At 32.8% G+C, this 25213-nt stretch carries 23 protein-coding genes; 16 read left to right on the top strand and 7 right to left on the bottom strand.

Translation table 11 applies throughout. From position 1 onward, the window contains the following. Nucleotides 1-3 precede the first annotated feature (3 nt). The 4 genes from ACFSR1_RS15295 to ACFSR1_RS15280 all read right to left on the bottom strand — a co-directional run bounded on the left by ACFSR1_RS15295 (nt 4) and on the right by ACFSR1_RS15280 (nt 5542). On the bottom strand, nt 4-1017 hold the full coding sequence (locus ACFSR1_RS15295; protein WP_378293892.1) for a sensor histidine kinase: 1014 nt from the start codon (nt 1015-1017) through the stop codon (nt 4-6). Nucleotides 1018-1020: 3 nt separating this feature from the next. Next, nucleotides 1021-2232, bottom strand: a complete 1212-nt coding sequence (locus ACFSR1_RS15290; protein WP_378293891.1) for a serine hydrolase domain-containing protein — start codon at nt 2230-2232, stop codon at nt 1021-1023. A gap of 9 nt (nt 2233-2241) precedes the next feature. Continuing rightward, nucleotides 2242-4557 (bottom strand): outer membrane beta-barrel protein, encoded by a 2316-nt coding sequence (locus ACFSR1_RS15285; RefSeq protein WP_378293890.1) that lies wholly within the window; start codon nt 4555-4557, stop codon nt 2242-2244. A 226-nt stretch (nt 4558-4783) separates the two neighbouring features. Continuing rightward, entirely contained in the window at nt 4784-5542 is a 759-nt protein-coding gene (locus ACFSR1_RS15280; protein ID WP_378293889.1) for a helix-turn-helix domain-containing protein, read from the bottom strand. Between the two features lie 325 nt (nt 5543-5867). Between ACFSR1_RS15280 and ACFSR1_RS15275 the strand changes: the two genes are divergently transcribed. From ACFSR1_RS15275 to ACFSR1_RS15215, 13 genes are all read left to right on the top strand, one after another. Continuing rightward, nucleotides 5868-6263, top strand: a complete 396-nt coding sequence (locus ACFSR1_RS15275; protein WP_378293888.1) for a molecular chaperone Tir — start codon at nt 5868-5870, stop codon at nt 6261-6263. A gap of 4 nt (nt 6264-6267) precedes the next feature. After that, the gene (locus ACFSR1_RS15270) at nt 6268-6981 is read left to right on the top strand and encodes a PspA/IM30 family protein (RefSeq protein ID WP_378293887.1); all 714 of its coding nucleotides are present in this window, start codon (nt 6268-6270) and stop codon (nt 6979-6981) included. Nucleotides 6982-7046: 65 nt separating this feature from the next. Then, complete coding sequence (locus ACFSR1_RS15265) at nt 7047-7361, top strand: YbjQ family protein (protein ID WP_378293886.1); 315 nt, start codon at nt 7047-7049, stop codon at nt 7359-7361. 155 nt (nt 7362-7516) lie between these two features. Further along, a complete protein-coding gene (locus ACFSR1_RS15260; RefSeq protein ID WP_378293885.1) occupies nt 7517-8215 on the top strand; it encodes a hypothetical protein in 699 nt (232 codons plus the stop codon). A gap of 24 nt (nt 8216-8239) precedes the next feature. Further along, a complete protein-coding gene (locus ACFSR1_RS15255) occupies nt 8240-10297 on the top strand; it encodes a flotillin family protein (protein ID WP_378293884.1) in 2058 nt (685 codons plus the stop codon). Between the two features lie 214 nt (nt 10298-10511). Continuing rightward, nucleotides 10512-10766, top strand: a complete 255-nt coding sequence (locus ACFSR1_RS15250) for a hypothetical protein (RefSeq protein ID WP_378293883.1) — start codon at nt 10512-10514, stop codon at nt 10764-10766. A 149-nt stretch (nt 10767-10915) separates the two neighbouring features. Next, nucleotides 10916-11266 carry a DUF3592 domain-containing protein gene (locus ACFSR1_RS15245; protein WP_378293882.1) on the top strand — a complete coding sequence of 117 codons (351 nt, stop codon included), beginning with the start codon at nt 10916-10918 and terminating at the stop codon, nt 11264-11266. A gap of 6 nt (nt 11267-11272) precedes the next feature. Continuing rightward, nucleotides 11273-11611, top strand: coding sequence for an endonuclease domain-containing protein (locus ACFSR1_RS15240; RefSeq protein WP_378293881.1), 339 nt, complete (start codon nt 11273-11275; stop codon nt 11609-11611). 189 nt (nt 11612-11800) lie between these two features. Continuing rightward, on the top strand, nt 11801-16669 hold the full coding sequence (locus tag ACFSR1_RS15235; RefSeq protein WP_378293880.1) for a DNA repair ATPase: 4869 nt from the start codon (nt 11801-11803) through the stop codon (nt 16667-16669). 2 nt (nt 16670-16671) lie between these two features. After that, nucleotides 16672-17310 carry a hypothetical protein gene (locus tag ACFSR1_RS15230; RefSeq protein ID WP_378293879.1) on the top strand — a complete coding sequence of 213 codons (639 nt, stop codon included), beginning with the start codon at nt 16672-16674 and terminating at the stop codon, nt 17308-17310. Then, nucleotides 17300-18322 carry a hypothetical protein gene (locus ACFSR1_RS15225; protein WP_378293878.1) on the top strand — a complete coding sequence of 341 codons (1023 nt, stop codon included), beginning with the start codon at nt 17300-17302 and terminating at the stop codon, nt 18320-18322. The genes ACFSR1_RS15230 and ACFSR1_RS15225 overlap by 11 nt, the downstream gene beginning before the upstream one ends. 78 nt (nt 18323-18400) lie before the next feature. Continuing rightward, nucleotides 18401-18883 (top strand): MarR family winged helix-turn-helix transcriptional regulator, encoded by a 483-nt coding sequence (locus ACFSR1_RS15220; protein ID WP_378293877.1) that lies wholly within the window; start codon nt 18401-18403, stop codon nt 18881-18883. 3 nt (nt 18884-18886) lie between these two features. After that, on the top strand, nt 18887-19360 hold the full coding sequence (locus tag ACFSR1_RS15215) for a GNAT family N-acetyltransferase (RefSeq protein WP_378293876.1): 474 nt from the start codon (nt 18887-18889) through the stop codon (nt 19358-19360). A 58-nt stretch (nt 19361-19418) separates the two neighbouring features. Here ACFSR1_RS15215 and ACFSR1_RS15210 read toward each other — a convergent pair whose 3' ends face one another. The 3 genes from ACFSR1_RS15210 to ACFSR1_RS15200 form a co-directional block, all read right to left on the bottom strand. Beyond that, on the bottom strand, nt 19419-20255 hold the full coding sequence (locus ACFSR1_RS15210; RefSeq protein WP_378293875.1) for a hypothetical protein: 837 nt from the start codon (nt 20253-20255) through the stop codon (nt 19419-19421). Between the two features lie 144 nt (nt 20256-20399). After that, a complete protein-coding gene (locus tag ACFSR1_RS15205; protein WP_378293874.1) occupies nt 20400-21251 on the bottom strand; it encodes a hypothetical protein in 852 nt (283 codons plus the stop codon). A gap of 31 nt (nt 21252-21282) precedes the next feature. Next, nucleotides 21283-22098 (bottom strand): hypothetical protein, encoded by an 816-nt coding sequence (locus ACFSR1_RS15200; RefSeq protein WP_378181600.1) that lies wholly within the window; start codon nt 22096-22098, stop codon nt 21283-21285. Nucleotides 22099-23034: 936 nt separating this feature from the next. On the opposite strand from ACFSR1_RS15200, the gene ACFSR1_RS15195 reads away from it, so the two are divergent. From ACFSR1_RS15195 to ACFSR1_RS15185, 3 genes are read left to right on the top strand one after another with little or no spacing between them, the layout of a single operon-like run. Continuing rightward, the gene (locus ACFSR1_RS15195) at nt 23035-23775 is read left to right on the top strand and encodes a hypothetical protein (RefSeq protein ID WP_378293873.1); all 741 of its coding nucleotides are present in this window, start codon (nt 23035-23037) and stop codon (nt 23773-23775) included. An 11-nt stretch (nt 23776-23786) separates the two neighbouring features. Further along, nucleotides 23787-24449, top strand: coding sequence for a hypothetical protein (locus ACFSR1_RS15190; protein WP_378293872.1), 663 nt, complete (start codon nt 23787-23789; stop codon nt 24447-24449). Beyond that, nucleotides 24422-25213 carry a sensor histidine kinase gene (locus ACFSR1_RS15185; RefSeq protein WP_378293871.1) on the top strand — a complete coding sequence of 264 codons (792 nt, stop codon included), beginning with the start codon at nt 24422-24424 and terminating at the stop codon, nt 25211-25213. The genes ACFSR1_RS15190 and ACFSR1_RS15185 overlap by 28 nt, the downstream gene beginning before the upstream one ends.

The following is a 25213-nucleotide window of genomic DNA, read 5'->3' as shown; positions in this document are numbered from 1 at the left end:
GTCTTAAGATTCATTACTTAACTTCACAATAGGGATAGAAACTTTAAATTTTGATGCTGTATTAATAACCAGCACCTTTTGATCTGATAACAATTTGTATCGTGTCTTTAAATTCTTTAAACCAGTTCCAAAGGATTCTTCTTCAGATTGAATTTTAGATTTGGTATTAATCACCGTTAACAAATCCTCTTCTATTATTACTTCTACGTCAATACTTTTACTATTTAGTGCCTTATTATGTTTTACAACATTTTCGAGTAATGTTTGAATTGAACCTGTTGGAATAAACTTATCATCAAAATCAGTATTCTTATGTATCTGAAAATTATAATCGTCTCCAAACCTGGTTTCTATTAAAAATATATAATTCTCTGCAAAACCAACTTCCTCAGAAAGTTCCATCACCTCAGCATCCTTCGTTTGAATTAAATAACGGTAAATTAATGATAAGCGATTAATATACTCTTTGGCTTTTGTAGTGTTATGATCAATTAGCGCATCTAACGTATTCAGATTATTAAATAAAAAATGAGGATCTATCTGTGATCGTAATAGTTTTAATTCATTTTCCTTTTGTTGTCTTTGTACGTTAAAAAACTGAGCCTGACCTTCGTAGAATTTCTTAGCAAGTAAAATTCCAAAAACAAAACCGGCATCATCAGACAATCGAAAAAAACTTTTTAGCAAAAAATCATACCATTTCGGAAATTTATTCCAGTCACCGTCTCCACTCCAAAATCCAGCAACATAATCAATAGCTCCAAAAAAACACATTACAATAAGGCCAAAAAACACAAATTGAACGTATTTTTTTTCTTTTACTATATAACTAGGAATAAGCCAATACATAAAAGCTAAAATGATAATAAACGAAAGTGCGGCTGATAAAGGAATATCAACAAGGTATTCGATAAGATTGTTATCTTCTCTGTAATAATCAATACAATTAAAAAGAATTGTAACCGCATATACAATACCAATTAATGTGTAATCTGACTTGTTAAACTTAGTATTCATACTTTAAATCTTCTGATTTTTACGTTTTCTAATACGTCTAATGACCCACTTTAGAAAAAATACTACAACAAGAATAAGTAAAATCGAGAAAATACTTAAGGTGACATACAGTTTTGTTTTACTGGGATCAGCTAACAAGTAGAAAAACATATCCTGTCCTAATTGCTCTCCAAATTCAGAGTTAGTGAATAATACGTATCCCCAATCCTTTTTGGTGTCTAAAAGGAACCAACTGGTAAAGCCGATATTATTACCTCCATGACAATAAACATTAGTTAAAGGCAGTTTTATATTTGTAAAACCCAGCGTATATCTTACATCAAATTCATCATAAGGCACCTTAGAATGTGGCTTCAACAATTCTTTATAGCTTTCTTGAGATAAAATATCCTCATTCATTACGGCAATCATCCATTTAGAAAAATCAATAGGTTCCGAATGTAAAGATGCTGGTGCAGAAAAGATACTATCCTCCTTTTTAACCCAATAATTATTTTGCCAATCAACCCGATTATTATTTTCGTCATAAGGTTCTGCTTTGTGTTTTCTGGTATAATCATTCTGAATATAAATTGTATGTTCCAGTCCAATTGGCTTTCCTATTCTTTTCTGAAATTCTGCCTCCAAGCCTGCATCATCTGTATTTAAAATGTGTTTTAATACCTGCGTTACATATTGATACCCTTCTCCAGAATAAAAATAATCTGTACCTGGTTCGAATTGAATTTTTAACGTATTATCCTCATCATCTTCTCTCCAATTCTGAAAACCCGTTTGATGACTTAATGCCATTCGTGTCGTTATTTTTTTATAACGCTCATCATGAGCAATATCAGGATACTCCAAGTATTGATATAAAGGCTTATCCAGGTCAAGAACTCCTTCTTCTACAAATGTCATTACAAAAAAACCAAACACAGGTTTTGATATAGAAGCTCCTTCAAAAATAGTTTGCTTTGTGACTGGTAACTTTTCTTCTACGTTAGCATATCCATCTATTTTATGATACACCACTTCTCCATCATTAATGATGGCAATAGAAATTCCAGGAATTTTATATTCAGCCATTTTGGATGTAATAAAAGTATCTAAAGAATCCTTTGGAATATCAAATCCTAAATAACTATCTACTGAATCATTATTTGTTGAAGTACAACTGGTCATTACATAACCAATTAGTACAATGATTCTAAACTGTTTTACAAAATTTTTCATACTATGTTTTTAGTTTTTATCATCAATTCTATCCCGTTCTTCCTCTGAGACATTGCTTCTCTTTTTATTTTTACTAAACTTAGATCCAAAATTATAATTCAACTGAAGAAAAATATTTTGCCTTGGCCAATCATTAACAATTGTTGCATTTACATTATCGTAATTGATGCTTCCAAAGAATTTTCTATTCAGAATTTCTTCAAATTCGAGGCTTACCTTTAAACGATCATTCATAAACTTCTTACTGACTGCAACATCTACCCCAGCCATCCATTTGTATTCTATTTGACCCTCTAACCCACCTGTAGAATAATATCCTGAGATTTCAGAGTTTATATCCCAAGGTAATTGATATTCAGCACTTGTATACCAGGTTAGACTCCATTGTGATAAATCCAACGCTGGGGTTAATCTCTCAGATGTATATTCATTATAATTCACAATGATCCCGGTATATCCACCCAATCCTTTTATGAAATCTAACGGACCAAATAAACTAGCAGTAAAATTATTATTCTCTGCAAGATTGATGACAGAGCGAGAAGTTTCTGCAGAAGTATCATTTTGGGTGATAATTTCGAATAACGCGTCTTTTGTTTGCCCATAACTAACACTAAAAAACGGCTGATCTTCATACGTAAGGTTAAAGCGAAAGCTATTGGTAAAAGCAGGTTTCAGGTTTGGGTTTCCTTCTTCAAAAGTAAATGGATCATAATAGTACACAAAGGAATTCAGAGAACTATATGATGGTCTTTGAATTCGATAACTATACGCAACATTTACTCCGATCTCTTCAGTTATTTCCCTTCCTAAACTTAGACTGGGAAACAATTTAGAAATCTTTCTGGATCTTGTTTCATTTTGTGTCACCGAAGTACCTTCAGTATCACTTTCTTCCCAACGCAATCCTCCAGAAAATGACCATTTGTTATATTTCGCGTTAAATTTTGAATACACTGCCAAAATACTCTCATCTATCAGAAAACGATTGCTTTGATTCTCGTTATTTATAAATTCTCCTTGATCATTCTCCGTTAAGGCTTGTAAATCACTATCAGAATTCACCTGGGAATACTTTGCTCCTAATCCCCAACTAAAATTATCGTTTTGTGTTCGTTTATAATCTCCTTGATAAGTAAATATTTCAAAATCTGCATTCTGAAAGTAACGTTGATTATTATACTCTATTGGACTTTCTTCTATTTGAAATAAATTATTTTCATTTTTAAACATATAATCTATATAACTAAAATCCAATGTTATTTTATTCTTCTGATCATCATACTCGTAATATGGATTAAATGTATAGGTGATTCGATCTCGATCATAGCTATTATCGGTTAATAGTGTTGCTGATGTATTTCCGTTGCTGACAGTAGTATTATTTTTAGTAATTCGATCTGATAAAGACTGAATTCTATTAGCATTAATACCGATAGTATTTGTATTATTTACATAATAATCAACCCCACCGCTTAATCGATATGTCTCGGGATCAAAAGGTGAAATCGATGTTTGATCATAGGTTTCATCTAGAACTTGCCTCGATATGATCAAATCCTCCCTCCAAGAAGACCGATTATAACCTGCACTCGCCTGCCAGTTGAGTTTATTTCTATAACTAGCAACAGATGCACTCGTACCATAAGTAAGGTCATCGACATATCCAATAGTACTACGTATATTCCCGTGAGTCCCCAATTTTACATTTTTCTTTAAAATGATATTTACAATTGGTCCAGATCCTTCCGCATCGTATTCAGCTCCCGGTTGCTGAATCAGTTCTACTCTCACAATGTTATCTGCTGGCATTTCTCGTAACAGAGAAGCAACATCCATATAATCAGTTGTTTTGCCGTTAATAAGTATTTTAATATTGCTCTGCCCTCCATAATTTATATTTCCATTTGTAACAATAACACCTGGAACCTTTTTCATTACATCTTGTAGATTAGTATTGATCATTTCAGACTTTTCGATATCTACAATTAGTTTTTCTGCGGTTTGCTTAATAATTGGTTTTTTGTAGGTGATCAATACTTCATCTAGCTGCTCTGATTGTAACACAAAATTCATTACCAACTCACTCCCTGTATTACTAAGACTAAAAATTTCTGAGATTTTAGTATCATAACCAAGCATCGATACCTCTATCCTATAACTACCTGCTTTAATGTTTTCGAAGAAGTACTCACCTTTTTCACTTGTAGCCATCGCCGAAATTGCGGTATCTGTTTTATCTTGGTAAACAATAACATTTGCAAAAATGAGAGATTCTTGATTTTGATCCGTGACATTCCCTTTAATTGAGTTTTGTGCGCACATCGTTTTTACCACGATGAGCAAAATAATTATTAGTGTTTTTTTGAATTCCACAACTTTTCGTTTTTTGATTGATGATGGAACAAATGTAGATTCGCCCTACCCTATTTTAAAGTAGATTCTGCTCAATCGGGTCAAAATACAGTTGAATGTGTTTTTACAATAGACTAAAAAAACAAAAAAAGGAGCTACTCGCTCCTTTTTTTGTTTACTGAATATACCAATGAAACTAGCCTAACTTCTCTTTCATTCTAAGTAATTCTTGTTCTATCATTTGTAGTTTACCTTCCATACCATCTGCAAACTCAGGAATACGTTTACAAAACACATAGCGAACACGCCACATTTCTTTAATTTCGGAAATAAGATATTCTTCATCCTCAATATTTTTATGATCCGCACGTAATACCACACTATTCTTAGTAATGTAAAGCCTTCTGAAAATAAGTTTTGTATCGGTTAAAGCAACTACCAAAGTTCCATTATTTAATTTCTTAATAACATCAGAAGGTACTTTCTCACCGATAACAACATCTTTTGGATAAAAGCCTTGATCGTGATTGGTCATTTCTAAATTTAGTACGGTATATCCTCTAAACTCTTTAGCAGGATTGACAGGTAATTGAATGGTAGGCAGTTCTTTTATAAAGTTGCTTTTATCATATAAAGCTATATACTCTCCAGAAGTACTTTCAGTAATACAGGGAATTACTGCAAATTGCTCACGCTTTATATCCTGTGCATAAGTGGTAAGATCTCCCTTAAACTTCAGGAGTTCATTAACGGTTAGTTCTCCGGTTAGCAACTTATCAATTTCTATGCTAAAATAATTAGCTATTTTTATAATAGTATCAATTTTAGGCTCACTTCGTCCTTCTTCATAAGCTCCTAAAGTACCTCGTTTCAGGTCAAAAAGCTCAGCAAATGCTTGCTGACTCAAACTTTTTACACTTCTAATTTTTTTAATATTTTTTCCAAAAAATGACATTTTTGCTAATTTTATTTGCAATTATAAAAAATTATTGTACTTTTACACTAACAATATTAGCTAATATATTTAATAAATGCTAATTTTAGTAGAAATACTTTTCTAGAGTAGATTGATTTTGGGCAAAATCATTTGTGATACTAAAAATTTTAGCAAACAACTAATTCATTAACTTAAAAAACAACATACTCATGATATCCATCGTACAATATCTTGCCAATTTAGCTGTCGATATAGTAGAAAAGTTATCCTACTTTTTGTAATATTGATACTAAGTCAGAAACCATAAATAAATTACTAATAATCAATCAAAAACAACCATCACATGCAAGATCATTTTGAACAGGTGAAAGAATATTTACTGAAACTTAATTTCAATATCATTCATGAAAATAAGGGAGATGGAATTATAATGATCAGTAAAGAGAACGAAGGGATTAAAAATCTCATACTTGGTGTAGCATTACCAATTTTAATTATAGAACAACATATTTTCAATATTAAAAATAAAAATGAACTCGTATATCGAAGCTTACTTCAGAAAAACAGGGATATCGTGCACGGAGCATTTGTGCTGGACGAAACCGGAGAAAAAGTAATCTTCAGGGATACATTACAATTAGAAAACCTAGACCTAAATGAATTAGAAGGAACATTAAATTCTTTAGGCTTATTATTAAGCGAATACTCGCAACAAATTATAAATTTTTCAAAATATTAATACTATGAACTTTTTCAAAAGACTATTTAAAATAGGTGAAGCTGAGGCAAATTCTGCTATCGATAAAATGGAAGATCCTATCAAAATGACAGAACAAGGGATCCGTGATATGAAAATAGATCTCGAAAAAAGCCTGGAAGCCCTGGCGCAAGTAAAAGCATTAGCTATCAGATCCAAAAACGACACCGAAGAATTTGCTGCCAAAGCAGAAGATTATCAACAGAAAGCCATGCTGATCCTAAAAAAAGCACAAAATGGAGATCTTGATACTGCCGAAGCAGATAGGTTAGCAAAAGAAGCATTGATCAAAAAAGAAGAATCATTGCAGCACGTAACTCGTGGCAAAGGTGAAACAGAAAAGTTTGATGGTTCTGTATCTCAATTAGAAAAAAATGTAGAAGAGATCAAACAGAATATCAGCAAATGGGAGAATGAGCTTAAAACCCTGAAAGCACGTGTAAAAGTTTCTGCAGCTACTAAAAATGTAAACAAACAGATGGCAGAAATAGATAGTTCTAGTACAGTTTCTATGTTGGAGCGTATGAAAGACAAAGTAAATCAGGAAGAAGCATTGGCAGAAGCATACGGTGATATCGCAAGCGCATCAAAATCTATTGATGATCAATTAGACAAAGCGGCAGATATTACAAAGAGTAATGCAGAAGATGATTTAGCAAAGCTAAAAGAGCAACTTGGAATGAATGACGAAAAGAAGTAGAAACTACTAGTAATCAGATACTTTTAGTCCATTCAGCAAAATATTAACAAAAAAACTAATAAATCATGGTAACATCTACGACAGAAACGATACCTAATAAAGAAGTAATTCAGATTTTAGGAATAGCAAGAGGAAGCACAGTGAGAGCACGAAATATTGGTAGAGATGTTTTTGCAGGACTAAAAAATATAGTTGGTGGAGAAATAGAAGAATATACCAAATTACAAGCACAATCCAGGGAACAAGCTTTACAGCGAATGAATCAGGATGCGCAACGTTTAGGAGCAGATGCGGTTATTAATGTGAGACTCACTACCTCTATGGTGATGCAGGGAGCATCAGAAATATTGGCGTATGGAACAGCAGTAAAACTTAAATAACAAGGATATGGAATTTTTATTCGTAGGACTTTTTTGGACATTTCTTATTACCTCTCTGATCTATTTAATTATTCGAAGAATTAAAGTTTACAAAACAGAAGACTTTGAAAAGAGAGACAACTAAACAACTAGTAACTAACTAAACAACTAAAACATTGAAGGAACTTGTAGAAATAGCATTTTCACCGGTGAACGCATTTTTCTCTATAATGTGTATAGCACTAATATTATACTGGATTTTAACCATTCTAACCGGCCTGGATTTAGACTTTTTTGACGTAGAATTTGACGCTTCTACTGATCTGGATTTAGATGTGGATATGGATGCAGATATGGATAATTACAATCCAGATGTAGACCTTCCGCAAAAAAATCTAAACGCAGAAGTTCAATCAGAAAGTGTTGGTGTACAATTTTTAAGGTATTTCAATTTTGACGAACTTCCCTTGATGTTCATGTTGACTATATTATTCTTTTCAATATGGTTTATCTCAATAAATATAACTCATACGTTTGGATGGCAGTCTAATTGGATGGGATTCGTAATGTTACTACCCAATTTAATTGTGAGCCTTTTCATTACAAAACTCCTTACCAAACCTATTGCTAAAGTTTATCGCATGATTGACCATAAAGGTGAAGAAGAAATCGACTTTCTTGGACGTAGATGTATTGTAAAATCACCAGTATCTGGCGAAAAATTAGGGCAAATCGAGGTAATGGTAAAAGGTGACCCAATAAGAGTTCAAGCAAAGGGATTCAAAGGGGTTTCTATCGCTTCAGGAGAAGAAGCCTTAATCGTAAATGAATCTAAAGATAAAAAGTATTATTTAATAGAAAAATTTCAATCATAATAACCAACAAAAATTTAAATTAATATGTTAGAGAAATCGTCACTAATAATCTTAGTAGCTATAGTAATAGTTGCGTTTGGATTGATCATGTGGATCATATCCATGTACAAAAAAATTATCCAAGGAAAAGTCTTGGTAAGAACTGGAGCAGGTGGAACAAAAGTTTATTTCAATGCTGGATTAGTCGTTCCTGTGCTTCACAAAATGGAAATAATGGATATTTCCGTAAAAAAACTAGAAATAGAGAGAACAGGTATAAATGGACTTATATGTAAGGATAATATTCGAGCTGACATTAAAGTAGCATTCTTTGTAAGAGTTAATAAATCAAAAGCAGATATAATCAATGTAGCGCAAACTATTGGATGTGCAAGAGCTTCGGAAATAGATGTTCTAAGAAATTTATTTGATGCAAAATTTTCTGAAGCTTTAAAAACCGTTGGTAAAAAATTCGAATTTGTAGAATTATATGAAGCCCGACGCGAATTCAGAGATGAGATTGTAAATATTATTGGTACAGATCTTAATGGATATATTCTGGATGACTGTGCTATTGATGACCTAGAACAAACGTCTCTTAGCGTTATGAAGGCTGATAATATTCTGGATGCAGAAGGTATTAAAAAAATCACCGAATTAACTGCGGCGCAGAATGTTAAATCCAATCTTATCAAGCGTGATGAAGAAAAAATAATTCGTAAACAAGATGTAGAAGCACGTGAAGCTATTTTAGAATTAGATAAGCAATTAGCCGAAAAAGAAGAACAGCAACGAAGAGAAATAGCAAATATCAAAGCGCGTGAAGAAGCCGAAATACTAAAGGTTTCAGAAGAAGAAAGATTAAAATCAGAAACCGCACGTATCTCTACAGAAGAAAAGGTAAAAGTTGCAGAAGAAAATATGCAGCGACAAATCATTGTTGCGGAGAAAAATAAGCAACGTACAGATGCTGTAGAGACAGAAAGAGTAGAAAAAGACAGAATGTTAGAAGCTACAGAACGTGAACGTATTGTAACGCTTGCTCAAATTGAAAAAGAAAAAGTAGTAGAAGTTGAGAAGAAAAACATTCAGGATGTGATTCGTGATCGAGTAATGCTGGAAAAAGGCGTGGTGGAAGAGCAAGAGAATATGAAAGATATCGAAGCTTTTAAAACTGCAGATCGTGAGAAACAAGTAAAAATCACAATTGCAGAAGCAAATGCAGAAGAAGCTTTAATTACTACCATCAAAGCTGCTGAAGCGCAAAAAGAAGCTGCTAAGCAAAAAGCACAGGAAATCAATATCGAAGCACAAGCGCAGAAAGAAGCAAGTGAAAAAGAAGCAGAAGCTCGTAAAACTCTTGCTGAAGCAACTGCCAAAGAAGAGGCGACCATTGGTTTATCTGAAGCACAAGTAATGCACGCAAAAGCCGATGCTAATGAACGTCAGGGGTTAGTAGAAGCCAATATCATTGAAAAGAAAGCTAAAGCAGAAGCTGCTGGAATTCTTGCTAAAGCTGAAGCCATCAAAGAAGAAGGTTTAGCTGAAGCCGAAGTGATTAAAGAGAAAGCACTTGCTGATGCTGCCGGAATCGAAGAAAAAGCTGAAGCAATGAAGAAGCTTGACGGTGTTGGTAAAGAACACGAAGAGTTCAAACTACGATTAGACAAAGAATTACAAGTAGACTTAGCTCATATCAATATTCAAAAAGAGATTGCAGACGCGCAAGCAGAAGTAATCGGAGAAGCATTAAAAGCTGCTAATATCGATATTGTAGGTGGTGAAACGATGTTCTTTGATCAAATTGTAGGTCAGATTACAAAAGCTAAAGGGTTCGATCGATTAGTAAAACACTCTGATAATATTCAGGATGTAAAAGACGCTATTCTGGGTAGTGACGATGTGAAAGGAAATCTTTTAGAAAAAGTAAAAGAATTTGCCACTAAATACGGAATCTCTTCAGAGGACATAAAGAATCTAACCATTGCCAACATCCTAATGGATCTTAAACAAAAATCTACTAATGAAGAAGAAAACACTTTGTTTAGTAACCTGTTTAATCTGGCAAAAGGCCTAGGATTATCTGATAAAAAATTGAAATAATATTCAGAAAAGAGTTCTCCTCCTTATCAAGGAGGAGAATGAATTCCGCTAAGCGGAAGAAAGAGGAGGTTAAAAATCCACAAAACTTTATGAATACTATCATAAATACATTTTTAGACCCATAAAAGTCAATCCCTGAAAGTCTTGAACTCTCTTTGGGGTAGCGAGTGATTGACTAGATGGGATTTGTTTAACTTTTAAATACGGTTTACTTATGAGCATAGCAGCAATGGTCGCTTCTATTAAATTTAACGATCGAAGAAATAAAAGAGATGCTTTTAGTCATATAAATGGAGTTACAGATTCCAAAAGTGAAGGAATCAAAATAGAGCCAGTTTCTGAAGAAACATTACAAGAAATTAGAGATAAACTAAAAAAGCAAAGAAAAGCATTACTTAAACGAAGATTGATTGGTTTTGGAGTAGCGATAGGTTTGATTGTGGCAGTGATAGTGTATAGTATGTTTTGAATTATAGATTAAGGTTTCCTCTCCCTTGAGCGAGAGGATTAAGGCGAGGGTGTTCTCGTAAAACCCCTCATTTTAGCCTTCTCCCCAAGGAGAAGGAACTTCTGAGTTAACCAGGAATTTTTTTTGGTTTTAATTTTAATGGAAAGATTATGAATAGAAAATTTTTAGGACTAATAGCAGTATTACTAGTAGCAGTTGGTGTATTAGCATTCAATAATTATTACAAGAAAGAAGGATTGGTAAAAAACGGAGTCATTACAACAGCAGTCATAGAAAAAATTTCAAGGAATAAGATTGATAACGAATTCTCACCTACCGTAGAGAATATCCATGTCAAATACTCATATATTGTAGATTCGAAAAAGTATGCAAAAACACAAGAAATTTCGGAACATGAGCACGACTTATATTTTCCTAAAACAAGGAAAGTAGGTGATTCAATAAAAATCACCTATGATTCAGAAAAACCAACCAATTCTAGAATTGAGAAGATTAAATAATAGATTTTGAGTAATAATCAACTCCATAACAGAAAATATTTAGAACCCTTCAGAAAAGATCTAAGGAATAATGGAACATCTGCAGAAGCCTTTTTGTGGAAGCACCTTTCAAAAAGTCAATTAAAGGGAAGAAAATTTAGACGACAACACAGTATTGGCAATTATATTGTAGATTTCTATTGTCCTAAAGAAAAACTGATAATAGAATTGGATGGACAGATTCATAATAAACCGAAGGCTCAAGAAAAAGATCAAAAACGAACTGATTACTTAGAAAGTTTAGGATTTAGAGTGATTCGTTTTGAAAATAAAATGGTGTTTGACAATTTAGAGTCGGTATTATAAGAAGTTGAGGATAATTTTAAACCATAAAAGCTCTCCTTCTTCAAAAAAGGAGGAGAATGAATTCCGCTTAGCGGAAGAAAGAGGTGGTGGTGAATCCACCACCACCCTGAATTTGTCTTTGACAAATTCGTCCCTCCTCAAAAAGAAGGGAAACCAATTTTAACTCTGATTAAACCTAGAGTAACAACTATGGAAGAAACCAACACGAATAACATACAACTAGACGGTGGAACCTATGAGATCATCCAAAATCGTTTGCAAAAACAAAAAGGTGAACTCCAAAGCCGTCTTACCCAATTAAATGATGCACGAAAAGAAGTTTTTGGTAGTGTAGAAACCAAACTTATTGCCAATAATCGTATCAATACAGAAAATAATTGTATTGCACGAGATATTGTTACCATTGGCGATTTTTGTCTTTTTGGATATAATGTGCATTTTGGACTACGGACAGAGATAAAACTAGATGATGTATTCAGTATCTATACGTATGCTGATGATCATTTTATCAATAAAAAATTAGAGCTCATCAATGATCCGGTTTTCATTGATGACTTTACCAATCTATATAAATACTATAGAAATACCATCTTTTCTAAGTTTGCTATTGTTGGTAATTATCTACACATGGTTTTTCAGTTAAGCGAAAGTATTTCTGATATAAAAACCTTTAAATGGCTGATAAACGAAGGCACACTTACCTATGTAGACAACCGAAGTGAGCACGAGTTTAAATTCCCTGAGCAATATGAATTTGAGTGGAAGGAAGTAACACGAGATATGCACCGCTATGGAACACATCCACATATTTCTATACTGGATAAAGTTTTTGTGGAAACTGTAGGTGGTGATCTCACCATTAAAATCGAAGATAATACTGACGACGGAAAAGGGATTTACAACGAAGCTGTAGAACAAGTGGATCAGACACTTGATGATGGTCAATATCGATATGCAAACCTAGGAAATCTCATCGCTTTAGAAATAAAACCATTCCAGGAAGCGCCAAGATATTTTGTGTACAACCACAAGGTACAAGAGGTTAAAAAAATTGAGTGTATCAAAGACGCTTGTGTTCTCTTGCCAGATGATCAGGGAATCATATATCCTAACGGATATTATTTGCAATCCGGAGAAGTCAAACTATTCACCAATGAGATTTCTGATGTCAAATTCCAGGAAAAAATTAGCTCGCCTAACGGCGAAGACTTTTTGTATGTATTTTATGAAAGTGAAAAAGGGCTATACACCTTAATGTCCTACAATGTTATCGAACAAGAAGTAAAAACACCAATTATCTGTAATGGTTTTACCATTTTAGAAGGTGGTGAATTATGTTATTTCAAAACAGAAGATGAGCAAACAAAACACCATGTTATTCAGATATGGCAAACACCTTTTTTAAAAGGAAATGAAATCCCTTCTGAACATACAGATACATTATTATATAAAATCGGTAATAAAGATATCGTAAAGGCTATGGCAGAATGCCATGCACTCATCACATTACTGAACAAAGAAGACAACTACGATGGTTTATATGATGATCTTGCTAAATCCTCCAACGATATTATCGATAGCTATTATTGGATTAGAGAAGAAGATACCTGCCGGTTAGATATACCTTTAGGAGAAATTAGTAATGCGGCAAATGCAGCTATTGATGAGTTCGAAAAAGTTGTACAACTGCGAAGAACGGCTGCTAATGTAACTAAAGAAACCCAAAAAACTGCAGAAGGTATCTTTGGTAAAATAAAAAGTAGCTCTTTTCGATCTATAGATGACTTTGTACAAGTGTTATCACAACTAAGAACTTTACGTGGTGAAGTTATTGGGCTAAATGATATTAGATACGTTGACAAACAATTTATCACTGATCTCGAAGCTGAAATTGCAGAACAAACGGATAAAATCTCACAGCGTTGTGTACAATTCTTACTGGACGACAAGGCGCTACTGCCCTATCACTCGCGAGTAGAAGAAAAACAGCAAGCGCTAGAAGCAATTAAGAAAGTAATAGAAGCAAAAAAGCTAGAAGAAGAAGTAAATCAGATCGCCAAAGATCTAGAAATGTTGATTGATATTGTTTCTAATCTTCAGATTGAAGACACTTCGCATTCTACTAAAATCATTGATAACATTTCATTGATTTTTGCAACGATCAATCAGCTCAAAGCTGGTATCAAGAATAAAATAAAATCTCTTGGTAGTAAAGAAGCTAATGCAGAATTTGCTGCACAACTAAAACTGGTAGATCAAAGTATTATCAACTACCTTGATATTGCGCATACACCAGAAAAAACTGATGAGTTATTAAACAAAGTGTCTGTTCAGTTAGAAGATTTAGAGGGAAGATTTGCAGATTTTGAAGAGTTTATTACTCAGATTATCGAAAAGCGCGAGGAAGTTTACAATGCATTTGAGGCTAGAAAAAATAGCCTTATAGAAGCTAGAAACAAAAAAGCGGTTGCGTTAGAAAATGCAGCAAATCGAATTTTAAAAGGCGTTACTAAAAAAGCACTAAGTTTTGATTCTGTAGCTGATATCAATGGATACTTTGCTTCTGATCTCATGATCAATAAACTTAGGGATATCATTGCTAACTTAATGGAGCTTGATGATGCTGGCAAAGCTGAAACTATAGAAACTGCCCTAAAAGTAGCTAAAGAAGATGCCACTCGTAAATTAAAAGACAAGCAAGATCTCTATGAAGATGGCGAAAATATTATCAAACTTGGAAAACATAAGTTTGGTGTAAACAAACAGCCCTTAGATCTTACCATTGTTTACAAAGACAATACGTTACAATATCATCTTACCGGAACAGATTTCTATCAGGAAATCAAAAACGAAATATTGCTAAAATCCAAAAAATATTGGGATCAGGAATTAATTTCTGAAAACCAAGAGGTATATCGCGCAGCTTATTTGGCTTATAAACTATTTGCTACTAAAAAAGAAGAACTTGTTAACCTAGGAGAAAACGAATTACTAGAACTTATAAAATCCGAAAGCAGCAAAAACTATGCTGAAGGATACGTAAAAGGAGTCCACGATGTAGACGCAGCGAAAATTCTAAAAGTTTTAGTTAGTAAAGATCATGACCTTGGATTACTGCAATTCGATTCCTTATCCAGATCGTATGCACAATATTTCTGGAATAGCTTAAATACCGAAAAGAGAACGTATTGGAACGATACCATTAAAGCATCAGGAGAAGTTTTGGAGATCTTCTCGGATAGTACAGAATACCAAACGATACTTTCTGATTTAGAAAAAGAGGTTACTACCTTCGCCGATGAGCAAAAGCTATTCGATAAAAAACATAGCAGTGCCATTAGCAATTATCTTTTTGCCGAACTACAAACCAACAATGTATTTTGTATTAGCCAAACTGCCAATGAATTACACGATTCATTTCTGGTCGAATTAGAGAAGAAAAAAGTAGTAAGCAAATTCAAGAAATCCATAGAATTAACTAATGGAAAAAACCTGAAAGATGTAATACGTTTAACACTACAATGGGTAACTGCTTTTCTAAAATCCTATCATCCTAAACAGATTGAATATGCACATGAAATTGTTTGTGTTTTGCTGTATAAAAAAGAATCTGTTTCAGAAGTAATTCATATAAATCCTTCACAGACGATAGAAGGATTAAAAGGAAGTCATCCTACTATACATGAAAGTAATTTCGAATTTAATTATCATCAGTTTGTTGCTCAATTATCAAACTTTGCCAATGTAGAAGTACCGGCATTCGAAAGATATCGAGAAGCAAAACATGCAGTAACCGAATCCTTAAAAGATGACCTTAAACTCGAAGAATTTAAGCCTAGAGTTTTATCCTCCTTTGTTCGTAATAAACTGATTGATCAGGTTTATTTACCATTATTTGGAGATAATCTAGCCAAACAGTTGGGAAGTGTTGGCGATAACAAGCGTACTGATAGAATGGGGATGCTTTTATTAATTTCTCCGCCGGGATATGGTAAAACAACCTTGATGGAATATATGGCTAATCGTCTGGGATTGGTATTTATGAAAATCAATGGTCCGGCTATTGGTCACGAAGTTACTTCGGTAGACCCAATGGCTGCTACCAACTCTGCTGCTCGAGAAGAACTCAAAAAACTGAATCTAGCATTCGAAATGGGTAATAATGTGATGTTATACCTAGACGATATTCAACATTGTAATCCTGAGTTTTTACAGAAATTCATTTCCTTGGCAGATGGTACGCGTAAGATTGAAGGAATCTATAATGGCAATCCTAAAACCTATGATTTACGCAGTAAGAAATTCTGTGTGATTATGGCTGGAAACCCATATACCGAAAGCGGAGAAAAATTCCAGATTCCTGATATGTTAGCAAACAGGGCTGATATCTATAACTTAGGAGATATTATTGGTGATACAGCAGATTTATTTAAATTAAGTCTGATCGAAAATGCATTAACTTCTAATCCTGTTTTACATCAATTAAGTAGTAAATATTTTGAAGACATTTACGGATTGATTGAAATGGTGGAATCTGGTACTCAGGAAGGCATAGAACTAAAAGGAAATCACACCAAACAGGAAATACAAGATTACCTTGCAGTGCTAGAAAAAGTAGTGACTATTCGCAATACGGTGATGCAAGTAAATGCAACCTATATACAATCAGCAGCAATGGAAGATTCGTATCGTACAGAGCCTTCTTTTAAACTACAAGGATCTTATCGTGATATGAGTAAACTGGTAGCCAAAGTAGTTCCAATCATGAATGATAAAGAATTACAAACCCTACTCCTATCACATTATGAAAATGAGTCACAAACTTTAACCAGTGCAGCAGAAGCAAACCTTCTTAAGTACAAAGAATTGACTAGCACTATTGATAAAGAAGAGATCATTCGTTGGGAAAGTATTAAAGAAACCTTCGTTAAAAATAACAAGTTGAAGGGTTTTGGTGATAAAAATGAAATGGCGCAGGTACTTGCACAAATGATGCAATTTAGCGAACATTTATCTGGAATTCAGGAAGTTTTGAAGAAAGGACTTGAGAGTAAGTAAATATGCCATTGAAAATAAAATACGACGATTTAATATTAAATAAAAATGTTGACTATTTTCATAATCCTTTTGGGGGTATCGATGACGAAGATCTGCTAGAGGTTATAGATCCCAAATACGATTTAGAAAAGTGCATTCAACTATTGACTATGGAAAAACCTTTCATTATTCAATTTGTTGGTAAAAAAGGCAGAGGGAAAACAACACACTTGAGAGCATTGCATCAATTAATTTCAAACTCAGAAATATTCTTTTTGGATAGCAGAAACCATCAAAGTATTTCAAATACCAAAGAACGAATTACATTCATAGATAGTATACACCACATTCCGTGGAAGAAAAGACTTCAATTATGGAAGCAATCTGAAATCTCCTATGTAATTACAACACATTGGTTTCGAAATATTGAATTCATCATTTGCAATCGCAAACATAAAACTTTCCGTTTCAAAGGAGTCTCGACAGAAAAACTTGAAAGAATTTTAAAGAAAAGAATATCGCAATATTCCTCCCTGCAACAAAATGAAATTATTATTAATCCAAAGGTTTTAAAAATTTTATCCGAACATTTTAAAGACAATATCAGGAGTTTATTAAATTATTTATATGATTGTTTTAAGGTGAAATTCTATGGCTATTAAAGATTATATCAATGTATCGTACGTATTTGAAAACAATAATTGTATTTCAATAAATACTACAAACAATTTTGAAATACATATTAACCCTCAGCTTGATATGGGTTTTACTAATGTTATTTGCAGCTTGCAGTATCAAGTTTTAGGAAAAGCAATTAGTAGTAAAAACAAAATATCATCTCTAATAATTGATCAAGATAGTTTTTGGGAAAAAAAAGAACGTTACAGTTATAAAGCACAACTAGCATTAGAAGAACTACCAACATCATATAATGGCAGAAATCTACAAATAATATGGTGGTTATATTTAGAAGTAGAATTGGACCAAGAGTCCAAATCCAGTATTCGGAACTCACTTCTGAAAGATGTTTTTATTGTCAGTCTTATTAAATCATTCGACGGAAAACATCAAAATAAAAATAAAGTCTCTCTCATAAACCCAAACTATAGTTACTCAATCGATGATTTTAATAAGACACATAAGATCGATCCATATTTATATTTTATTATTGGTGTATTTATAATGGTTGTATCTTCTATATTATATTTTGGAGATATCCTGAAAAGATATTTCTGGATACCAGCACTGGCAGGAATAGGAATTGCGGGGTATGGTCAATATAAAATTAATAGTACTGGAATTCTTAAGGAGGTCAGGTTTAAAGGAACACCTATTGATAATGAAAAGTTTAACTTAGAACTAAGCATACATAGAAATGAAGCAAAGATTTCTTCTGCGATAATTCGTTATGTAATTATTGAAGAGGTGGTAGATGAACGTGGTACAACATCAACTACCTATAAGGAGAATATTTACAGTTCTGAAACTAAAATGATCAAAGCCCCTATACCCAAAATCGTAAACACTCAACTCTCCTATCCCTACAAGGATATCCCTATCGATTTCTCAAGGAAAAATATTCGTTTTTACAGTCGAATTGAAGTTGATTTCCAATTTAAAAATAAAACCAGAGGGACTATAAAGGAATATTTTCCATTAATCAAAATCTCATAAATAAGTAATAGCATCGAAACCTTTTTGTAAAAGCTATAAAAAAATACTATATTTACATAAGCACTTATATAAATACTTATGCAAGATAAATTACAGGATTTTGGTGAATTGGGATTAGGATCACGTCTAAAACGATTAAGTGATTTTATGATGAAAGAAATTCAGTTGGTATATGATGCTGCTCATATTGATTTTGACCCATATCTATTTCCAATTTTCAAAGTAATTATTGACCAAAAACAAGCCACCACTACCGATATACAAGAAGCGTTACACTACACTCAACCAGCTATTACCCAAGCATTGAAAAAATTGATGGACAAAAAACTCGTCACCTATAAAACAGATCCTATAGATAAACGAAAAAAAATATTTAAACTTTCCAAAAAAGGATCATCACTACACAAACAAATGATTCCACTTTGGGAAATTATGGATCAACAAGTCAAGTGGTTAACAGAAGGTAGCACCACTAGTCTTATAAAACACATTAACCATTTGGAAAACCAATTAAAAGAAAAATCACTACACCAACGAATCCTAGAAACCTACAACAGATAATTTATGGAAACTTTAAAGAACATTACCATCATACCTTTTGACCCTAAATACGCAAAAGATTTTGCTGATCTTAATGTAGAATGGTTAGAAAAATACTTTGTAGTTGAGCCTCATGATGTAGACTTACTACAACGGTGCGAAGAAACAATTATCAATAAAGGGGGACATATTTTCTTTGCCAAATCAGGAGATCAAATTGCCGGAACTTTTTCGTTAATTAAAGTAGAAAAAGGAGTGTTTGAACTTGGAAAAATGGCAGTATCTCCTAAATTTCAAGGGCAAAAAATAGGTCAGCAGTTAATGTCTTTCTGTCTTGATTTTGCTAAAAATCAGAACTGGATAAAACTCATCCTTTATTCAAATACCTTACTAGAAAATGCGATACATATTTACAGAAAGTATGGTTTTGTAGAAATTGAGCTAGAAAAAGACTCTCCATATCTAAGAAGCAATATAAAAATGGAGTTAATTCTATAAAGTATTAAACCGTCTTAAGCGAATATTGCGTTAAGACGGTTTTTTTTTATATGTTCTATTAAAACTCTTTAGATATACGGTAATTTCTTCCATAATTATTATCCCAATAATCAACACCATCTACCTTATAAACCACTGCATATTCAACAGCATCAACTTCCTTATCTATAAGCACAGAATTATGCCACCTTTCTATCCCAAAATAATTTGGACTAATTACATAATATCCAGGAACTGGTCCGTAATCAGATCTCGGTTCCAAAGATAAAAATTGGTAAGAAGCCCAGTTATCAGTAGTATACACCACACCCACTTCTTTGTTATCGCCAATATTACCTTTAACATCTACCAATATGTTAAATGATCGTTTCTGATTCGAATGATAATATATTTTCGAAAACTCCTGGTCCACACTTACTTTTAGGTTATCACCAAATCGATATCCTTGAGGTCGTGTAAACACCCAATAATTTTCTCCGTTGTTGTTATCCCAATAGGTTTTTCCGTTTACCTCATATTTTACAACAAATTCCTTTACATACTCAGTTCCTATAGTTTGTAAACGTGTAGTCCAAATCTCGCTTTGATCATCGATGTTAAAACTATAAGACAGTGGTATTTCTCCCCAATCGCCAGATTGTTTTTTGTGATATATGCTCACCTTTTTCTCATATCCTAGGTTTGCTACTTTTACTGTAAATTTTTTGAGAAAAAAGGTTTCACCGGAATCTAAATTCATATTATGATCCCAAGCTTTAATTAAAGTAACAGGTTTCATCGTTTTGCTAGATACTTCTTCAATAGTATCTGTTACTTCTTGCGATTCTATAAAATCATCTTCAACTGCACAAGACGAAACAACAAGGAATATTAGTAAATAAATAATTTTTTTCATTTTAAAGATTTTGATAATAGTTGATTACAAATTAAATATACATTCCAAGTACAACTTTACAACCCGTTAGTAATATCTTTAGAGTCCACCATACAAACACACATGTAAGGCGGACTCATTCATTAAATAAATGTCTCTATTTAATTAATTATACGTTTTTATTGCCACGGTATAATTTTTACCATAGTTATTATCCCAATATTCATTTCCATTAACTCGATATACTACAGCATATTCTACCTCATCCTCTGTGGCGTCTAGTCTAGCATATCCCTGCCATCTTTCCACATTATAACTGTTCGGACTTTGAATAGTAAAAAACGGTCCGTTACTCCAAATAGATCTAAACGTTAGTGGTAAATACTTTTGGGTTTGCCATCCATCAGAGGTATATATGACTCCTACTTCTTTTTCTGGTGCCAGATTTTTGACATCTACAGTCACGTTTAATGTATTTTTATCATCGTAAGGAAAATAAGATAATGACACAAAATCAGTATCTACGCTTACGGCAAGATCAGATTTGGCAAATAGAGCACCCTCACGATTTTCCATTACATAATTAGCTCCTTCATTATTGTCCCAATACGTATTACCGTTTACTACATATTTAACAACAAATTCGTCTGCGTATATCTGTGTAGCACCAAAAGCACCATTGACATACTCACCGGTCCATAATTCTGTTTGTCCATCAATGCTCGCAGTATAAGACAATGATATTTCATCCCAAGCACCATCAATTCTTTCGTGATAAATAGAAACCTCTTTGTCATATGCCAGATTTGACACCTCCACCGAAAACTTATGGTAGTACGATGTGTATCCTCTATAAGAACCAGATGATTTCCAAGCTTTTACTAATTGTACCGGATTTGAGTTTTTAGCAGCTACTGAAATTTTATTAATGTCAGTTGTTTGATTATCGATTATATCCTCTTCTGTACTACAGGACAGCACCCATAGACTCAGTAATAAATAAAAATACTTTTTCATTGTTGTTTAGTGATTTGTGATTGTTTTATAATTAATATGTTATCTTGTTTAAAGTATAATTATTGCCATAATTATTGTCCCAATATTCCTGCCCATTGACTTTATAGACGATGGCAAATTCAATAGACTTTACTTCATCGGGCACTCTAATGGTTGCAGAATAAATATCTACATCAAATTGATTAGGACTCATTATATAATGGGCATATCCAACTCTAAAATACCTTTGATAACTTAGAGGAATTGTATTCTTTGTTGCCCAACCATCTGTAGTATATATCACCTCTGCTGTTACAGCAGCTCCATAATTACGTTTCACATTAGCATTAATAGCAAAAGATAAACCCGTAGATCTTGTAAAACTTTTATTGAGTTCTATATCTATTTCTGGTGATAAATATCCTCCTACATTTACAAGCATACTGTAATTTTTACCATTATTATTATCCCAATATGTTTCGCCATTAACCGTATATTTTACTACAAATTCATCGCTATATAATTCATAATCGGGTGTCACCTCTCCTACCCAAATTTCTTCATCATTACCAATAGATTGTTCATACGTTAGTGGGATATCAACCCAATCACCACTATACGTTGCGTGATGAATAGTTACTTCTTTTTGATAAGCCAGATTTTTGACCTTTACTTTAAACTTCCTTTGATAGTTTGTATGTACCGGACTACTTCTGTTTGCTGTCCAAGCGCTCAATAACTTTACATTATCAGAACTGGCTTTTTCTGATAGTTCAATCGATTTCATTTCAGAATCCATTTGCTCTATATCCGATACACAGGAATACATTGTCAGGATCACACTAAGCACAATAAAAAAATTTCTCATGATCTTGGTTTTTAGTTTAAGATGTTGGTTGTAAAAATTACTTTTCGAAAAGTTTAGTTCTTAGCTTAAATAGCTACTATGAAGTAAGCGAATAAATAATCAGACAGCAATTTAATGAAGCATATTTAACGGCTTTTTTAACGAAAAACGTTTTCGGAAAATTTATAATTTAACATTTCTTTAGTAAAAAAAATTTGATATTATAAAGTATCGTAATCTCAGGCTTTTTTGGTGAGAAAACCCCTATTTATAACGAAAATATTTCGTGTTATTTTCCGAAAATTTTTAGTACAATATTCTGTAAATTTGGCAAATACGAAAACAAAACCATTTTTTTGTAGTAATACAAAAAAGAAATTCTACCTAAAATAATTCAATATCATTTAGTACTAAAACAGAAAAGAACGGATATATTTCTTAACAAAAAATTCTGAAAACATTGTTACCAGATTGCGCTTGATTCTCTATTTATAGTGGAAAAAAATTTCCGAGATTTAGATTCAAACTAAAATAGATCCACATTTAAATTTTCATTGCTTTTGAAGAAAGGGATTGGATATAAGTGTTGTATCCAAAAAAAATACATCCCTCTAAATTTCCTCACCACGGCAAGAAAACCTCATTTAACCCATAAAAACAAAGGAGATTGATGTTCTTCAGAACAAACACAACCGTCAATCCACTTTTTTTCATAGGGGTGTTTCCCCCTTTTTGTGAAACAGATCAAAGCTATTGCCTTTAATAAAACCCTTCGAAAACCATTGCAAACCTGAAAATTACCTTGTTCACGGAGTAATTGTTAGCTCAGTAAATTTTTTTAAACTATTTAAAATGGTATTTTTAATTCTTAAAACTTTAAGAAAACTAAGTTTTAGTTAACAATTATTTTTGGCTAGTGTCAAAAACACACAAATACTTAATAAACCTATATCAAAAATGAAACGACAAACTAACCCAATTAAACAGTATGTACTAATTGCTTTCGCATTCATTCTGATGACTTCTTGTAAGGAAGCAGCACAAACCGCTGATTCTTCAGAATTAGCAGCGTGTAAAGAGAAAATTGAAGCATATGAAAAGGAAATCGCAGCACTAAAAGAACAATTAGGAGATGTAGCCGATGGAAAGCACAGAAGAAGACCTGAAAACATCATTCAATCTGATTTTGCTAAAGAAATCTATCATCTATATGACAAAAGAGAAGAACTTATCAATGAGGTAGTAGGGCAAGATGGAGAAGGTAACGATTTTAAAGCCACCCGATCCCTTTTTTATGATATTGATGATTTACAACAATACATCAAATATGTAAAAATAAAATCACGTAAAGCCGGGGTAACGCCATCAGGATTTAGATTTTATTTTGCGCTATATCCTGACAATTATGTGCGTAATAGAGAAAATAAGAAGTACGCAAAAAGACAAACCTTTTTTCTTGCTCCGACAAAAGAAGTTAAAGATGCTGAAGGAAACATAGAACATCTAGGTTATACTTTGGATAATAAGTTTAATGTAGAGCTTTTAAAAGAAAAAATCGGATTGGATAGTAGAATTGGGAAAGATGGAAAAGTTTATCAAAAAGCTGGTTTTTTTAATTTGAATCTAAACTTAGAGGAAGAAGAAAATAGCTTAATTGCTAATGAAGTAACAGGAACGCCTCCTATGGGAAAACAATAGTATAGTAAACAATGACCTTAAGTAAAGATTTTATAAACTTATTAATAGAGTTTTGTGTTGGATTTGAAGTTTTAGCTGCCATCATTGCGACTATTTTCTATGACAAATACAAAAACACAAAATTCTTAAAGTATTTAATTTTCTTTATTTGGTATGTTGCAATTAATGAATTGGTTGGGCTTTATATTAGAGTCCATGAGGGAATAAATGCAATCATTCATAATATTTATAATGCCGTCAATTTCACGTTTTTCTTGCTATTATACCGATACTATTTTAAGAACAAAAAGAACAAGAAATTAGCACTTTATTTTTGTGTTATTTATCTCTCTGCTTTTGTAATCAACGGTTTTTTTGAAAACTATATGTTAGAATACCAAAGATTCCCATACATATTAGGAGCGTTATTTCTGGTGATTAGTATTTTACTTTACTTTTTTGAAATATTAAACTCTGAGCAGGTTCTTCATGCAAAAAAGAACCTGCTCATTTGGATAAGTTTTGGACTCTTAATTTATTTTGTCGGTAATCTACCTTTTAGGATTTTAAGAAATTACTACGAGGAATTAACAGATGCTACAGTTTTATTTTTAGTAAATATTACTCTTACAGTAATAATGAACACCTGTTTTATCATTGGATTTATATGGAGCGACAAGAAACAGCAATATTAATAGCCACTGTAGTACTCATCATATTAGTAGTGCTGATTATTACACTTTTTTGGGTATTCCAAAGAAGAAAGAACAGTCTGTTGCTACAACAAAAAGAAGCAGAAAAAAAGTTTGAAAGGGCTATTGCAGAAACGCAAATAGAAATTAGAGAAGAAACCTTACGTAATATTAGTTGGGAGTTACACGATAATATTGGACAGTTACTTACCTTAGCAAAAATACAGGTAGATGTGGCAAAAGAAGACCCGGAAAGACTTCCAGAAGTTACAGAAACGATCACTAAGAGTCTTACTGAGTTAAGAGCTTTGTCTAAGTTGATAAATCCGGATGCTATCAAAAGTCTTAGCCTAACAGAAGCTATTGCCCTGGAAGTAGAACGGTTTAATCGTTTACAATTTATAGAAGCCACTCTAAGTAGTAATACAGAAGTAAGAACTCTGGATGATAAGGCTGAAATTATCATTTTTAGAATATTACAGGAGTTTTTTAGCAATACGATTAAACATTCTAAAGCTTCTAAATTGAGTGTTAACGTTCGTTATGATCAAGAAAAATTGGTCATTCACGCAAAGGATGATGGTGTAGGTTTTGACAAGAAGGACCTTAAATCCAGACAAAATATCGGTATTGGATTATGTAATATGCAGAATAGAGGAAAATTAATAAATGCCGAGGTTAGTCTTGATTCTGCAAAGGGAAAAGGCACTTCAATTACTTTAACCTATCACTACAAAAAACTAGTGACGGAAGAGGAAGTCGATTAA

Origin of the sequence: Aquimarina rubra (assembly GCF_042684305.1) — a bacterium.
GTDB classification, from domain to species: Bacteria; Bacteroidota; Bacteroidia; order Flavobacteriales; family Flavobacteriaceae; genus Aquimarina; species Aquimarina rubra.
Note: the sequence above shows the minus strand (reverse complement) of the source record. Positions and strands in the feature narration are given on the sequence as shown.

What these genes read in the sequence shown, in the direction of transcription:
- ACFSR1_RS15295 (WP_378293892.1), bottom strand. Translation starts at nt 1,017, where the DNA reads ATGAATACTAAGTTTAACAAGTCAGATTACACATTAATTGGTATTGTA.
- ACFSR1_RS15290 (WP_378293891.1), bottom strand. Translation starts at nt 2,232, where the DNA reads ATGAAAAATTTTGTAAAACAGTTTAGAATCATTGTACTAATTGGTTAT.
- ACFSR1_RS15285 (WP_378293890.1), bottom strand. Translation starts at nt 4,557, where the DNA reads ATGTGCGCACAAAACTCAATTAAAGGGAATGTCACGGATCAAAATCAA.
- ACFSR1_RS15280 (WP_378293889.1), bottom strand. Translation starts at nt 5,542, where the DNA reads ATGTCATTTTTTGGAAAAAATATTAAAAAAATTAGAAGTGTAAAAAGT.
- ACFSR1_RS15275 (WP_378293888.1), top strand. Translation starts at nt 5,868, where the DNA reads ATGCAAGATCATTTTGAACAGGTGAAAGAATATTTACTGAAACTTAAT.
- ACFSR1_RS15270 (WP_378293887.1), top strand. Translation starts at nt 6,268, where the DNA reads ATGAACTTTTTCAAAAGACTATTTAAAATAGGTGAAGCTGAGGCAAAT.
- ACFSR1_RS15265 (WP_378293886.1), top strand. Translation starts at nt 7,047, where the DNA reads ATGGTAACATCTACGACAGAAACGATACCTAATAAAGAAGTAATTCAG.
- ACFSR1_RS15255 (WP_378293884.1), top strand. Translation starts at nt 8,240, where the DNA reads ATGTTAGAGAAATCGTCACTAATAATCTTAGTAGCTATAGTAATAGTT.
- ACFSR1_RS15250 (WP_378293883.1), top strand. Translation starts at nt 10,512, where the DNA reads ATGAGCATAGCAGCAATGGTCGCTTCTATTAAATTTAACGATCGAAGA.
- ACFSR1_RS15245 (WP_378293882.1), top strand. Translation starts at nt 10,916, where the DNA reads ATGAATAGAAAATTTTTAGGACTAATAGCAGTATTACTAGTAGCAGTT.
- ACFSR1_RS15235 (WP_378293880.1), top strand. Translation starts at nt 11,801, where the DNA reads ATGGAAGAAACCAACACGAATAACATACAACTAGACGGTGGAACCTAT.
- ACFSR1_RS15230 (WP_378293879.1), top strand. Translation starts at nt 16,672, where the DNA reads ATGCCATTGAAAATAAAATACGACGATTTAATATTAAATAAAAATGTT.
- ACFSR1_RS15225 (WP_378293878.1), top strand. Translation starts at nt 17,300, where the DNA reads ATGGCTATTAAAGATTATATCAATGTATCGTACGTATTTGAAAACAAT.
- ACFSR1_RS15220 (WP_378293877.1), top strand. Translation starts at nt 18,401, where the DNA reads ATGCAAGATAAATTACAGGATTTTGGTGAATTGGGATTAGGATCACGT.
- ACFSR1_RS15215 (WP_378293876.1), top strand. Translation starts at nt 18,887, where the DNA reads ATGGAAACTTTAAAGAACATTACCATCATACCTTTTGACCCTAAATAC.
- ACFSR1_RS15210 (WP_378293875.1), bottom strand. Translation starts at nt 20,255, where the DNA reads ATGAAAAAAATTATTTATTTACTAATATTCCTTGTTGTTTCGTCTTGT.
- ACFSR1_RS15205 (WP_378293874.1), bottom strand. Translation starts at nt 21,251, where the DNA reads ATGAAAAAGTATTTTTATTTATTACTGAGTCTATGGGTGCTGTCCTGT.
- ACFSR1_RS15200 (WP_378181600.1), bottom strand. Translation starts at nt 22,098, where the DNA reads ATGAGAAATTTTTTTATTGTGCTTAGTGTGATCCTGACAATGTATTCC.
- ACFSR1_RS15195 (WP_378293873.1), top strand. Translation starts at nt 23,035, where the DNA reads ATGAAACGACAAACTAACCCAATTAAACAGTATGTACTAATTGCTTTC.
- ACFSR1_RS15190 (WP_378293872.1), top strand. Translation starts at nt 23,787, where the DNA reads ATGACCTTAAGTAAAGATTTTATAAACTTATTAATAGAGTTTTGTGTT.
- ACFSR1_RS15185 (WP_378293871.1), top strand. Translation starts at nt 24,422, where the DNA reads ATGGAGCGACAAGAAACAGCAATATTAATAGCCACTGTAGTACTCATC.